The sequence below is a fragment of the Candidatus Rhabdochlamydia oedothoracis genome (assembly GCF_019453995.1).
Taxonomy (GTDB): Bacteria; Chlamydiota; Chlamydiia; order Chlamydiales; family Rhabdochlamydiaceae; genus Rhabdochlamydia; species Rhabdochlamydia oedothoracis.
The window spans coordinates 1,583,470-1,596,921 of the sequence record NZ_CP075587.1 but is presented as its reverse complement, the minus strand read 5'-3'; the positions used below and the strand labels follow the sequence as shown (position 1 = coordinate 1,596,921).

The window sequence follows — 13,452 nt, the reverse complement described above, 5'->3', positions numbered from 1 at the left end:
TTTTTAGATATTCCGCTCTTGCTTCCGCATTCCTTTCCTTATAAAACGCAATCTTTTTTTTCTTGTGATCTTGAGTCTTTTCAAAGCGTAAAAGATTGCTTGCAAAGTCAAACCAAAATGCTTTGCAATCTCTGATAAAAAATGATCGGGGTTTTTTTCTACATAAGCGATTAATCTCTGATCATCAATTTTCTTATAAGTGCTTTTCTTTTTTAGAGGTTCTACGTTTCCTCTTTGTTTCTTACGCTTTACCCATCGATAGACAGTTGCAATCCCAACTTGAAATAGCTGGCTGGCCTTCATTTTGTCGTTATTTTCTTCTAGGTATTGAAGCACTCGTTTTCTTAGATCCATTGAATAAGGTTTAGGCATTTCTCTACCTCCATATATTTTGTTGGAGAAAAATATACAACTTTATCAATAATATTTTAAATAACTATAATGCCTAGCTCAGCCATTCCTTCACTGAAAAGATTTTAAACAGGCTCTTAGAATAAGATAACAGCTTATTTACATTATCTAGCGTGTTAGGTATTTTGATTCTCCTTAATTTCTGAATAATAAAGCTCTTTTTTGCTATTGCTCTTCTTTATGCTGTTTGTTAACCTTAATCCCATCTAAACAAGGCTCTAAGGAGTTGTTCTAAATGGATGCAGATTTAAAAAAAACTTTAAGTAAAATTGCTAATGCAGTGCGTTCTCTTTCCATGGAAGCGGTTCAAAAAGCGAATTCTGGACATCCTGGGCTTCCTATGGGCTGTGCGGAGTTTGGGGCTTTTTTATATGGATCTCTTCTGCGACATAACCCAAAAAACCCTAAATGGCTCAATCGCGATCGGATAGTTTTATCCGCAGGCCATGGTTCTATGTGGTTATATTCTTTACTGCATTTATCGGGGTTTAATCTTTCTTTAGACGATATTAAAAATTTTCGCCAACTTCATTCTAAAACACCAGGTCATCCAGAATATCATATTACAGATGGTGTAGAAGCTACAACTGGTCCTTTAGGTCAGGGAGTTGGGAATGCTGTTGGTCAAGCGCTTGGACTTAAAATATTAGCAGAGCGATTTAATCGAGATGATTACCCATTATTTACAAGTAAGGTTTATTGCTTAGCTGGAGATGGCTGTATTATGGAAGGGGTTTCTTCTGAGGTAAGCTCTTTTGCGGGACACTTAAGGCTAGATAACCTGGTATTGATCTACGATGCTAATCGAGTAACTTTAGATGGGTTTTTAGCAGAATCATTCTCAGAAGATGTAAAGATGCGTTACGTCGCTTATGGATGGGATGTGTTCGAAATAGATGCTTATGACTTTGATAAGATGGAAGAGATATTTACGCATATTCGCGATCATCAAACAAAACCTTGTTTTATCATGATGCGAACTATTATTGGTAAAGGATCTCCCCACAAAGCAGGAACCTCAAAAGCGCATGGCTCTCCCTTGGGAGCGGAAGAGATTGAAGAGACGAAGAAAGCACTTGGGTTGCCTGAAAAAGATTTTTATGTTCCTCAAGCTGTTTATCAGTTTTTTGAAACAAAACTTGTTAAGTGTGTGGCTTTAGAACAAAAGTGGAAAGAGATGTTTCGTAAATGGTCGGAAGAATACCCAGATCTTTATAAATTGTTTCTTCAAATGGCAGAAAAAAGATTGCCCAATGATTTAGAAGAGAAATTGTGTGCAATTGAAATGAAATCTCCTTTGGCTACTCGTGTAAGTTCACAAGTTGTTTTAAACACTTTAGCAGATTTAATGCCTCAATTAATCGGAGGTTCTGCTGATCTTTCTTCCTCTGATATGACTATGATGAAGAGATTCCCTATTATTGAAAAAGAGCAGTATGCAGGCAGAAACATTAAATATGGAATCAGAGAGTTTGGAATGGCAACAATTGCTACTGGGCTTGCTGAAACAAATATGATTGTTCCTTATGTAGGAACTTTTCTTACCTTTTCTGATTATATGCGTAATGCTATTCGCTTAGCAGCTCTTTCTAGAATTCAAGTGATTTATGTGTTTACACACGATTCTATTTTTTTGGGAGAAGATGGACCAACTCATCAGCCTGTTGAACATTTAGCCTCTCTAAGAGCCATACCTAATATTCATTTGATTCGACCTGCGGATCATTGGGAAGTGAAAATGGCATGGATGGCAGCTCTTCGTTACCGAGGACCTTCTATACTTGTTTTATCGAGACAAGCGTTGTCTCAGCTAGATGTGTGTAATGTGCCTTATGAAGAGGGAATGAGTAAAGGTGCCTATATTATTAAAAAAGAACAAACCAAACCAGATTTCACTTTAATTGCAACAGGATCAGAGGTTTCCTTAGCATTAGAAGTAGCCATTGCTTTGGAAAAAGTAGATAAAGAAGTCAGAGTGATCTCTATGCCTTGCTGGCAGATTTTTGAACTTCAAGATGATGAATATAAAAAAAAGATTATCGGTGGAGATTTAGGAGTAAGAGTAAGTATTGAAGCAGGAGTAAGCTTTGGTTGGTCTAAGTGGATTGGAGCCGAGGGAATCTCTATTAGTATGGAATCTTTTGGAGAATCTGCTCCAATGGGTGATCTAGCTGCTGAATTTGGGTTTACCGTTGATGCTATTTTAAATCGATTGCTGTCATGAATGATCTGCTCCTTAGGGCGCTGCGTTGTGAAAAAGTAGAAAGAGCCCCCATTTGGTTAATGCGACAAGCGGGGCGTTACATGCCCCAATATCAGCTTTTACGTAAAAAATACTCTCTTTGGCAGCTCTTTCATATTCCTGAATTAGCAGCAGAGGTTAGTTATCTACCTATAGACCTTTTAGATGTAGATGCAGCGATCGTTTTCTCAGATATTTTGGTTCTTGCAGAAGGTCTTGGACTTAAATTAGAATTTTCAGATAAAGGCGGACCTCGTATTTATCCCCCCATTCGTACTAAACAGCAAGTAAAGCAATTATCTACTCAGGCAGTTGAAGAAAAACTGACCTTTGTGTTTAAGATATTACAAATTGTAAAAAAACAGATTCAAGTACCTTTAATCGGCTTCTGTGGAGGTCCTTTTACCGTTGCTACCTATTTAATCGATTCTACTAGTAAAGAACCGTTTCTTTATACAAAACAATGGATGGAAAAAGACCCGCAAAGTTTCATGGAGCTTCTTGCTATTTTAACCAAAGCTTCCATTACCTACTTAAAAGCTCAGGTACAAGCAGGTGCTGATGTAGTGCAGGTTTTTGATTCATGGGCGAGTATTCTTTCGGAAGAAGAGTTTCAGCAATTTTGCCTGCCTTTTTTGCATCAAATAGTAAAAGAGCTGCAATTGGTAGTTCCTGTCATTCTCTTTTGTCGTGATTCTAGTATACGTTATGCGCAATTAGCAGATCTTATGCCGACAGCTATTAGTTTAGACTGGCATTTACCTATGAAAGTTTTAAGAGAAAAAATTTCATCTTCTATTGCTCTGCAAGGAAATTTAAGGCCTGAGCTCTTAAAAAAACCTTCTAGTGAAATAGAAAAAGAAGTGAGTTCTTTTCTAAATTCTATGAAAGGAGGTAGGGGATTTATTGCCAACTTAGGACATGGAGTGCTTCCCGATATTCCTTTTGAGAGTGTCAAGTTATTTGTCGATATGGCAAAATCAGCTACCATTTAACAAGCGGAGGCATGGAACATAAAATAGCATCTACGTTGCCACCTGAAAGGAATCCAAATTTTGTACCTCTATCGTACAGCAAGTTAAATTCCACGTAATGAGCACGCATTTCTAGTTGTTTTTGTCTATCCTGGGGTTGATAATCCATCTGTATGCGTTTTGTATAGATTGGCAAAATAGCCTTTAAAAAAGTATCCCCAACCGTTTTCCAGATATGCAGGTCTTTTTCTAGATCTTTTGTTTGATAATGGTCAAAGAAAATACCTCCTACTCCTCTTTCTTTATTTCGATGGGGGATGAAAAAATACTCTTTTGCCTGCTTAGAGAAGAGAGGATAGATCTTTTTGTCTATGGAATCTAGTGCTTTTTGCGTAGTGGTATGAAAATGTAGAGTATCTTCTGGGTAGGTAAATCCCATGGGAGTTAGATCATATCCTCCTCCAAACCAAAAGTTGTTTTGTGTCTGAATAAAACGAATATTGAAATGTGCTGTTGGAGCATGTGGATTTAACATATGGGTAATTAGGCTAATACCGGTTGCAAAAAAGCCCCCATCTGCATCTGCCATGGGAAAGCGATCTCCTTGTATTTCAGACCAGTTTACCGCAGCTTTTTCAAATACTTTTCCGCGTAATAAGCCCATTTCTCCTCCTCCGCTACCTTTTGCATAATTCCAAGGAGTTTTAATAAAAGTGGCTTGAGGTTCAAAGCTTTCAAAAGCTGTAATAAATTTTTTTTGCAATATTTTTAGATGATTGATTATCTCATCTTTTATTTTATCTGGACAATCCTTTATGCTTTTTGTTTGCATAGCTTAAATTTTAAGGTTTATTATGGAGAAAAAGAAGATCATTATTTTAGGAGCGGGTATTTCTGGTTTATCTGCTGCTTGGTATTTAAGCCAAATTTCCTTACCATTAGATATCTTGATTTTAGAAAAATCAAATCGGATAGGAGGCTTATTTCATACAGATCATACAACAGGGTTTCATTTTGAAAAAGGGCCACGTACATTTAAAATAAATCGATGTCCTGCAACTTTACAATTGGCAGAAGAATTAGGTCTCTTAAAAGAAGTGGTTTGGTCGGAAATACCTGTTCATAATCGATATTTGTGGTGGAATGAAAAATTATATAAATTTCCTACAAATCTTATTTCCTTTTTATGGTCTCCTTTAACAAAAGGATTTATTCAAGCATTAATTACAGAATGGAAACGCCCTACTAAACAGGGAGATGAAACCGTTTGGGAATTTGTTTTACGTCGTTTTAATTACGATGTAGCCCAAAGATTATTCGATCCGATGGTTGTAGGAATTTTTGGTGGAGATCCTCGACTCATTTCCATCCAAGCCTTTTTTCCTAAACTCAAAGAATGGGAAGAAGAATATGGGAGCATAACCAAAGGGTTTTTAAAGAATTGGTTGCAAAAAAAAAGAGCACCTAAAAGATTTTCCTATCTTCCAAATGCTCCTTTATCTGCTATATTTTCTTTTCGCGAAGGGGTAGAGCAATTAACCTCTACACTCTTAACTAAGACACCGGCTTCCATTTATTACCAGCATGAAGCACAAGAAATTGTACAAACAGAAAAAAAAGTAGTTGTTAAAACCAATCAAGGAGAATTTGCCGCAGATTATGTATTTTGTGCTCTGCCCGCATTGCAAGCAGGAAATCTTTTTATCAAAGATATGCCATCTCTTGGAAAAGAACTTGTCTCTTTGAAAAGCGAGGGAATTATCATTCTTAACTTTGGATATAAGGAACATGTTTTACCGGTTAAGGGATTTGGGTATTTAATACCTCATTGTACTAGAGAAGATATCTTAGGCGTTGTATTCGATTCTTCTGTTTTAAAACAACATAATAATTATCCTCAGGAAACCCGTCTTACCATTAAACTTAAAGATTTAGGACAATCAGAAGAAGAAGCCATTCAAACCGCGCTTTTAAATATTCGTAAACACTTAAAAATTTCTATGCAGCCAGATGTTGTTTCTTTTAAAAGAGCCCTTTCTGCTATTCCTCAATATACAGTAGGCCACTTAAAAAGAATGGCAAGCCTATATCCTGAATTTCAAAAAAAAATACCCCGGTGTTATTTATTAGGTAATTATTTAATAGGGGTAAGTGTGGATTACTGCATTCGTTGTTCTAAAGAAACAGTGCAGAATTGGCATAAATCTTTAACCGCTTTTTAATTCTTTGATTTCTTCTACTAACATTCTTAAATCATCCGGAGTATGGTGAATATTAATGAAAAGCCGTAGAGTATAAGATCTCTTTTGATGGCAGACCATCCACTGGGAGAGAATTCCTCTTTGCAAAAGGCTTTCCCAAAAATAGCAAAGTTCTTCTTCTTGAGAAAAGTGTAGGCAGATTACATGTGTAGGGGAACTGATGTCATAACCTTGCAATTGTTTTTTTATCCAATGGCATCTCTGTTCTAATTGATACCTTTCCCCTTCTAAAGAAGGGATGAGCTCCAAAGCCATTTCTATGGCACCTAAAGAAGCATAGGTTACACTGGATTCTCGATAAAAAACATTTTTTTTAATGAGGTTTTTAATCCAAGAAGAACAACCAAGAAAAGCCGCATCTGCACTTGCAGAATTGCTTAAAGAGCATAAAATTAAATCGATATCCTCTCGTTTAGCTGCAAGACCTAAGCCTCTATCGCCTTTAACACCAAAAGCTAGCGAATCATCAACAACCAATAAAGCATTGTAGGCTTGAGATAAAGAGGTGATATAATTTAAGTCGGTTAAAGTCCCACTGCCACTACTAATAGATTCACAAAAGATCATTTTAACAGAGCAGATAGATTGCCCTTCTCTTTTTAAAATAGCTTCTAAACTAGCTAAAGAGTTCTGATTATAGGTAAGAATCTTCAAAGGGAAAGTGTAAAGGATTTTACTTAAACCAGGATCTAGATCATCAGCAAGCAGTAAAAGAACATCAGAACTTAATGAAGAGAGCAGATGCCATAGTGCTAAATAACGATTCGAGAAAAAATACAAATAAGGCATGTTGATTAGTTCTGCAATTTTTGTTTCGAGCGTTTTTTGACATTCGATAAAACTCCCTGGGATTTCCGGGTAACAGACTCCATTGCCGTAATGCAATAAATATTTAATCATGTGTTTTTTCAGATCTGGGTGATTAGATAATCCTAAAAAATCTTGAGAAGAAAAATCGAGCATTTTTTTTCCTTGCCAAATCACATGAGTTGGGCTTAAAGGAAGTAATGCGTCTTCTTGGAATACACTTTCTTGCATATCTAATGGATTGCTTTTCATAATCCTCGTTTCAATTTATTTTTTACTATTTTAAAACTTTTCACGTATCGAGGTATAAAATTCAAGAAAAAATTACAGCATAAGAAAATCCAGATGAGAAAAAAACAAGAGGAAGTATTCACAATATTTTTAACAAATACATTTATCATTTACTTATTAAAATTAAAAGATGTTGATCTTAATTATATTTATAATAATAATATAAATTATAAAGCGGTGTTAATATATATATATTAATTTAATAAGAAATTAACAATATTTTATATTGGAATTTTATGATGAAAAAAATGCTGTTTTATCAACTCTAAGAGTTAGATTTCTAGAAAATATTTCTCTTTTAAAAAAAGGATTCCATCCAATTTTAGTCATTATCGTAGTTTTAAAGAGAGCGGGCATAAATCCATCAAATTTGTTACCAAACAGTGTAAAATATTTTTTGTTCTATTTACACAAAAAGTTTCTAAAAAACAGTTATCTTCTTTAACAATTAGATTAAATTTTTATAGGATTATGGGTATTTCAAACATTTCCAATAATTACCCCGATAATTTGGGGTCTCCCTTACAAGAAAGTGGTTCTTTAATAGGAAGAGTTATTACTAAGGTTTATATAACCACAAATTACTTAATCTCTTCTATAGGTTCTGTAACGCAGTCTATACTGTCTAATTTCATATATGTAGGGTCATTGGGGCGATATACATTAGATGATCTAAAAGGTTGTTTTTCTATTAAGGGTTCTCTAGAGAATTCTGATAACAGTTCAAAAACACATGAAGATTTAGCTCAATCCAAGCTTAATAAGCATGGTAGTTTAGGAAATGATGTGCCTAATAAAGATCTAGAAGAAGCCAAATCTAAGCTTAAAAGGTGTAAGAGTAATGTGTCTGTGAATTCTTCTATTTTGAGAAAGTTTCGTTCTCCAGACGCCTCCAATCCTCTTTATCAAGAACTTTATGAAAAAGTAGCAGAAACGCTTACTCTATCCACTCATTCAAAGACTCCCGAGAAAAGGCTTAAGGCAATGGAAAAATCTGTAAATGAACAAGGGTAAATTAAAAATGGCAAGATTAAGTACATTTATTAAAAAAATCAGCTCATTTATTTCTAATCGAAAAAAGAAAACAAATAATCCAATAAACTATTTTAAAGCTCGTTTAATAAAATACTCCAAAAGAAGAAAAACTCTTTGGTTACAAAGAAAGTTCAGAGAGGTTATTGCTTTCTGGAATCCTTCTTAAAAAGCTTCTATTTGAAAGAGGTTTCTACTTCAGAAATAAGTAATATTAATATTTTGTTTGTATAGAAAAGCAAACTAAAAGAGATTTTCAAACTTTTAGTTCTAATGCTTTTTAACTAAAAAAGTTAGCTAATTCAATTAGCTAAAATTTATATATTTGATCTTTTGTTAAAATACATTACGTAGGGCATAAATTTATGAGTAGTACTACTTCAGTTCAGAATTCTCAAGAGGTTAACAGTGCAAATTCTACGCAAGATCTTCAAAAGAGCACCTCTTTGCATGGAAGAGCTTTTCATAAAATTACTGATGGGGGAAAATATATTATCCAGTCTATAAATAAAGTTGCTCAGTCAATATTATCCAAATGCATATATGTAATATCATTTGGGCATTATAATTTAGATAGCCTAAAGAGCTATCTCTTTTCAAGTCAGACCAATTTTGTAGAAGGCAATGAACCAACAAATTCTACCATTTCAGAGAGATCATTGTCACCACCACCACCACCACCACCACCACCACCACCACCACCACCACCACCACCAACAACAACAACAACAACAACACCACCACCACCACCACCACTACAAAAATCGAAATCTAACAATAATTCTACACAGAATTTTCCAAAAGAAGATGAGATCAGTCCTACATTAGAAGGTAGTAATAATCATTTTAGATGCTCATTAAATGAAGATGCTAGTCATGTAGCAAGACAGGAACATTCTGAATCTAGCGATGAAGAACGTAAGAAATTTCCCCCTCCCAATCTCGGACTTAGCCCAAATCTACTTAAGGGAGTTCGTAAGGGTCTGAAAAAAGTAAAAGATTTATTTGAGAACTAATAAACAATCTAAAATTTTAAAGGATTTTAGTCCATGAGATATGATTGTTTGAGAGATATAGCTGGAAATGCTTTTGTTAAGATAGGAATCTATAAATGAGAGCTTTAAAATAAGGGGTTATGCAAGAAGTTCAAAGAAGAAAGTTGCTAAAGATTTTAAACAGGCTCTAAGAGAAGAAAGTCTCTTTAGTTACAAAGAAAATGCAGAGGAGTTATTGCTTTCTGGAATTTTTCTTAAAAGCTTCTATTAAGGGAAGTTTCTACTACAAAAGTAAATTTTGTTTATTATGGAGAAGTTAACTAAAAAAATAGTTAAATATATACTTAGTCTTTTGTTAAAATAAATTACCCAAGGTATGAATGATGAGTAGTATTACTTCGGTGCAGAACCTTCCAGAGATAATCGACAATCCTACGCAAAATCTTCAAAAGAGCACCTTTTTGGGAAGGGCTTTTCATAAAATTTCTGATGCTAGGCAGTATAGTCTTCAGTCTATAAATCATGTTGTTCAATCAATATTATCCAAATGTACATATTTAGTATCATTTGGGTATTATAATTTTGAAGAAGTGCACCCCGAAGAGCACATGCTAAAAAGTTGTTTTGCAAATCTATTTAAAGAACTGCAAAAAAGTGCCCTTTATCAAAGGCAGAAGATCAAGAATAACCCCGAAGTGCGCATTCTAGAAAGTTCTTTTGCAGATGTATTTAAAGAAATGCAAAACAGTGCCCTTTATCAAAGGCAGAAGATCAAGAATAACCCGGAATAACCCGGCTAGAACAGTTATTTAATGACTAACTCACCTTACGCTTTCTAGATGTAGTTTGGTCTTCAGCGTAGGGTGATTAATCCAACATAATATAAGGATGGTTTATGTTAACACAAGAGTTGCATAGTTCATCAACGTCTCTGACTCAATATGATTCGCAAAGTTTTCATGAAAAAGTGAATAAACATTCATTAGCATACACTGCAAAAAAAACAGCAGCAGTAACCGGTATGATATTAGGAGGAGCATCTTTACTAACAGGTTTTATATTAGTCGGAATTGGTACAGGTGGACTGGCTATTCCTATTGCTGCTCCCTTTGTATTAGGTGCTCTTGGAGCTGCAGGCGTTACCAGCTCTGGATGTGTACTTAGTTCTATAAAAGTTAATAGAGCAGCTCAAAAAGTGTTGGTAGCAGCTCATTTAATCGAGCAAGGGACAGGAAACCTAGAGCAGCAACTTAAAGAACAAGGCCCTGTAGCTGCATCTCTTGCAGAAAAACTAGAGAATTTAAAAACTCAAGCAGGAAACTTAGAGAAAACACTAGATCAAGGTGATCAAGGACTAAGGGAAGTAGAGCAAAAGGTAGAACACACTAAAAAGCAAAAAAAAGAATGGGAAAAGGACTTGTATGAGGTACAAAGCTTAACCCATTCTCTAAATGAAGCATTAACAAAGCTTCAAAATCTTTCTACTTCCGATAAAGAAATAAAAACACTAGAAAAGCAGATAGGTAAAATGACTAAAAAGCTAGATCAGCTGAATGAGAATGTACTTCGCATAGAACCAAGTCTTAAGGAGCATAGTAAAGAACTACACCAATTAAAAAAAGACCTTACTTATTTACAAGGGATAAAACTATCCCTCGAACAACCTTCCACAGAATTAGAAAAGATTGCACATTCCATTCGATCAAAAAATAGCAGACCAAGATAAGGAGATTTTTAAGATGAGCATCATTTCTACTGGTTGTCGAGCGCTTTCGGGAATAGTTAATCTGGGTAGACACCTGTCTCCTGCAAGTGGGGCTATGTTAGCAGCAGCAGCAGCTGCTGCTGCTGGCAGCGCCATTCCACCTGTTCCTGGAGCTTTGCTCTTAGGGGGGGCTTTGCTAGGTGCCTACTATAATGCCAAACAAGATATTCAAATTGAAACGTTAAAGAGCAGTTTAAGCAGCATGGATGGTACGCTGCAAAAGCTAGATCATCTTTCACAACAAGTAAAAGATCAAGTGCCAGGTCTTAAAGATGTGTGTAATAAAGTAGATGGTTTAATGCCAAAGGTAGATACGAGGCTTAGCGAGCAAGAAAGGCGTTTAGTTCGAATAGGAAATTCTCTAAAAGCGATCAAAGACTATCAGAATGGATTTACCTCTCTTGGTGGTACTTTAGAAAATCTTCATAAACAGGAAATCCGGCTTGTTGAGCATGTAGGCCATTTTCAAGATCTGACCAATAAGCAACAAGATTTAAGAAAAGGTATGAGCGAACAACTCACTCATTGGGATAGTTTGGCTAAAGAATTAGAGCAATTCGATGGAATGAATCATAAAGGGTTGGTTCAAGAGATTCGTCAAGAGATTCACAATTTGACTCAAGCTGTAAACAAAGCAAATGTGTTAAAGCAAAGAGAAATAGAAGTTGTAGATCAATATAATCGCTCAAATTCCCAAGAACGTGCACAGATAGCTGCTAATTTGGCTTTTCAGCCAAAAGTTTTACATTCCATTCCTTTAATAGGAGATAGAGTTTCTTTAAATCGGCAGATAGGTTAGCGACTTACAATGAGAAGAGGATGAAGTTGATTACTGAGACTATCACCAAATACGTAGCCCCATTTTTTGAGCACGTGTTGGTGAGGGTCTCTTATCTCTTGTTGGTAGAGTGCTTTTTCAGGAGCAAAACTTACAATAAGGAGTTTTAGGTCCTCTAATCCAAAAAGTGAAGGCCACGGAATGGGATAATCTGGAGCTAGAAATAAAACATTTCCTTTTTGGGGGAAAGGAAAATGGGATTTTAATAGTTTGGAAAAGGATAAAGGAATCAACATGCTTCCAGCTAGCGGTTTAATGCAAGAGAGCTCTTCTAAGGCCCAAGTGGTTTGAATGGGAGATGGGAAAATAGCTTTTATGTATTGATCAAAAGCTATTCTTAAGGGAAAGGTATTAAAAAGCTCAGCAATAATCTTAATTAAAGAGCGTTTATGCAGGATTTCTTTGAGCTCTTTGTTATCGCGCCATAGATCATACCCTTGCAGAAAAGAGCTTCCTGAGCCCGTTCTTTTAGCTAGGGTTAGATCGGAGAGCTTTTCTATTTGAGTGATTTTTTCTAGAGGCAATAATCCTTCAATTTCAATAAAACGGTTTTTCTGGAAAAATTCTTTTTGGTCATCTGTTAACACAAGGCGCATAAGTCTATAACTGGTTGATTCGTTTAAGAGCTAAATCTACTTTGTCAGGAGTGGTAAAGGCAGAAAAGCGAACAAATCCTTCGCCGTATTTTCCAAAGCCTACACCTGGAATGCTAATTAAATGGCATTTAATCAAAAGCTCATCGAAAAATTCCCATGAACTTTTCCCTTTAGGGGTTTTTACCCAAATATAGGGGCTATCAATTCCTCCATGGCAGTCAAGTCCTAATTGGATCAAACCCTGTTTTAACGCTTTGGCTTGAGCAAGGTAACTGTTTATTTGCGCTTTTATTTCACTCTGAGCTTGTGGAAGCAAAGTAGCTAAAGCTCCTTTTTGAATAGGATAGGCAACCCCGTTGGATTTGGCAGCCTGTCTTCGATGCCATAAAGTATGCAAAGAGATTTCTTGATCTTCATAGCGCGCTTTAAGAGCTTTAGGAAGGATTGTATAGGAGCAACGCAGACCTGTAAATCCAGCAGATTTAGAAAAGCTGCAAAACTCAATCGCACATTCTTTAGCACCCGGAATTTCAAAAATAGAATGAGGAACGTCTACTGAGTTAATAAATGCTTCATAAGCATGATCAAAAAAGATAACAGCTTTGTGCTTTAAAGCATAATTCACCCAGGTAGCCAGAAGATCTCTATTCATAGCAACGCCTGTCGGATTATTAGGAGAGCATAAATAGATCAGATCACAGGCTTCAGATGGGGGATAGGGATGAAATTGATTGGTTTCTAAACAGGGTAGAGTCATGATTTTGGTTCGGCCTGAAAGAATTGTCGCATCGAGATAGGCGGGATAGGTAGGATCGGGGATTGCTACAATAGAGGATAGAGAAAACAAATCTAGGATATTCGTGATGTCGGTATTGATGCCATCTGAAATAAAAATCTCATCGGGAGTGATTTGTAGGATAGCAAAGTGCGTATTTGCAATGGCTTCTCGTAAAAATAGATAACCATTGCTAGGGCTATATCCTTTTAGGCCTGAGAAGGTTCCCATCTCTAGTACAGCCCGGCTCATTGCTTGGGCTACAGTAGGGACTAAAGGTAGCGCTATATCCCCTATACTTAAATTAATCAATGGATCAGGGGAGATTTTTTTATGCAACGTGGCTATTTTTTCTTCAATTAATGAAAAAATGTATGTGCGTTTTAGACGCTGAAAACAAGAATTAATCGCAACCATGAAAACCCCTAAGATGATATAGTATGTCTGGACTTAATGAAAAAGTAA

General features: G+C 35.8%; 13 protein-coding genes. 7 read left to right on the top strand and 6 right to left on the bottom strand.

What is annotated here, in order from left to right:
* Nucleotides 1-3 precede the first annotated feature (3 nt).
* The gene (locus RHABOEDO_RS08810) at nucleotides 4-372 is read right to left on the bottom strand and encodes an IS630 transposase-related protein (protein WP_215216866.1); all 369 of its coding nucleotides are present in this window, start codon (nucleotides 370-372) and stop codon (nucleotides 4-6) included.
* A 274-nt stretch (nucleotides 373-646) separates the two neighbouring features.
* Between RHABOEDO_RS08810 and tkt the strand changes: the two genes are divergently transcribed.
* Nucleotides 647-2,635 carry a transketolase gene (gene tkt / locus RHABOEDO_RS08805; protein ID WP_215216506.1) on the top strand — a complete coding sequence of 663 codons (1,989 nt, stop codon included), beginning with the start codon at nucleotides 647-649 and terminating at the stop codon, nucleotides 2,633-2,635.
* The gene (gene hemE / locus RHABOEDO_RS08800) at nucleotides 2,632-3,648 is read left to right on the top strand and encodes a uroporphyrinogen decarboxylase (RefSeq protein ID WP_215216505.1); all 1,017 of its coding nucleotides are present in this window, start codon (nucleotides 2,632-2,634) and stop codon (nucleotides 3,646-3,648) included. Before tkt ends, hemE begins: the two co-directional genes overlap by 4 nt.
* Here hemE and hemF read toward each other — a convergent pair.
* Nucleotides 3,638-4,390: an oxygen-dependent coproporphyrinogen oxidase gene (gene hemF, locus RHABOEDO_RS08795; protein WP_245397514.1), complete on the bottom strand. Its 753-nt coding sequence runs from the start codon at nucleotides 4,388-4,390 to the stop codon at nucleotides 3,638-3,640. The genes hemE and hemF overlap by 11 nt on opposite strands.
* Before the next feature lie 91 nt (nucleotides 4,391-4,481).
* On the opposite strand from hemF, the gene hemG reads away from it, so the two are divergent.
* A complete protein-coding gene (hemG, locus tag RHABOEDO_RS08790) occupies nucleotides 4,482-5,849 on the top strand; it encodes a protoporphyrinogen oxidase (RefSeq protein ID WP_215216503.1) in 1,368 nt (455 codons plus the stop codon).
* Here hemG and RHABOEDO_RS08785 read toward each other — a convergent pair.
* On the bottom strand, nucleotides 5,835-6,872 hold the full coding sequence (locus RHABOEDO_RS08785) for an aminotransferase class I/II-fold pyridoxal phosphate-dependent enzyme (protein WP_220017556.1): 1,038 nt from the start codon (nucleotides 6,870-6,872) through the stop codon (nucleotides 5,835-5,837). The two genes, hemG and RHABOEDO_RS08785, sit on opposite strands and share 15 nt — an antisense overlap.
* A 585-nt stretch (nucleotides 6,873-7,457) precedes the next feature.
* On the opposite strand from RHABOEDO_RS08785, the gene RHABOEDO_RS08780 reads away from it, so the two are divergent.
* Nucleotides 7,458-8,000 carry a hypothetical protein gene (locus tag RHABOEDO_RS08780; RefSeq protein WP_215216501.1) on the top strand — a complete coding sequence of 181 codons (543 nt, stop codon included), beginning with the start codon at nucleotides 7,458-7,460 and terminating at the stop codon, nucleotides 7,998-8,000.
* A 619-nt stretch (nucleotides 8,001-8,619) separates the two neighbouring features.
* Here RHABOEDO_RS08780 and RHABOEDO_RS08775 read toward each other — a convergent pair.
* The gene (locus tag RHABOEDO_RS08775) at nucleotides 8,620-8,796 is read right to left on the bottom strand and encodes a hypothetical protein (RefSeq protein ID WP_220017555.1); all 177 of its coding nucleotides are present in this window, start codon (nucleotides 8,794-8,796) and stop codon (nucleotides 8,620-8,622) included.
* A gap of 597 nt (nucleotides 8,797-9,393) precedes the next feature.
* Between RHABOEDO_RS08775 and RHABOEDO_RS08770 the strand changes: the two genes are divergently transcribed.
* The 3 genes from RHABOEDO_RS08770 to RHABOEDO_RS08760 all read left to right on the top strand — a co-directional run bounded on the left by RHABOEDO_RS08770 (nucleotide 9,394) and on the right by RHABOEDO_RS08760 (nucleotide 11,577).
* Nucleotides 9,394-9,804 carry a hypothetical protein gene (locus RHABOEDO_RS08770; protein WP_215216499.1) on the top strand — a complete coding sequence of 137 codons (411 nt, stop codon included), beginning with the start codon at nucleotides 9,394-9,396 and terminating at the stop codon, nucleotides 9,802-9,804.
* Nucleotides 9,805-9,908: 104 nt separating this feature from the next.
* Nucleotides 9,909-10,739, top strand: coding sequence for a hypothetical protein (locus tag RHABOEDO_RS08765; RefSeq protein WP_215216498.1), 831 nt, complete (start codon nucleotides 9,909-9,911; stop codon nucleotides 10,737-10,739).
* A 13-nt stretch (nucleotides 10,740-10,752) separates the two neighbouring features.
* Nucleotides 10,753-11,577, top strand: a complete 825-nt coding sequence (locus RHABOEDO_RS08760) for a hypothetical protein (RefSeq protein ID WP_215216497.1) — start codon at nucleotides 10,753-10,755, stop codon at nucleotides 11,575-11,577.
* Here RHABOEDO_RS08760 and RHABOEDO_RS08755 read toward each other — a convergent pair.
* Nucleotides 11,574-12,212, bottom strand: a complete 639-nt coding sequence (locus RHABOEDO_RS08755) for a phytanoyl-CoA dioxygenase family protein (protein WP_215216496.1) — start codon at nucleotides 12,210-12,212, stop codon at nucleotides 11,574-11,576. The two genes, RHABOEDO_RS08760 and RHABOEDO_RS08755, sit on opposite strands and share 4 nt — an antisense overlap.
* Before the next feature lie 4 nt (nucleotides 12,213-12,216).
* Nucleotides 12,217-13,404: an LL-diaminopimelate aminotransferase gene (locus RHABOEDO_RS08750; protein WP_215216495.1), complete on the bottom strand. Its 1,188-nt coding sequence runs from the start codon at nucleotides 13,402-13,404 to the stop codon at nucleotides 12,217-12,219.
* Between the last annotated feature and the right edge of the window lie 48 nt (nucleotides 13,405-13,452).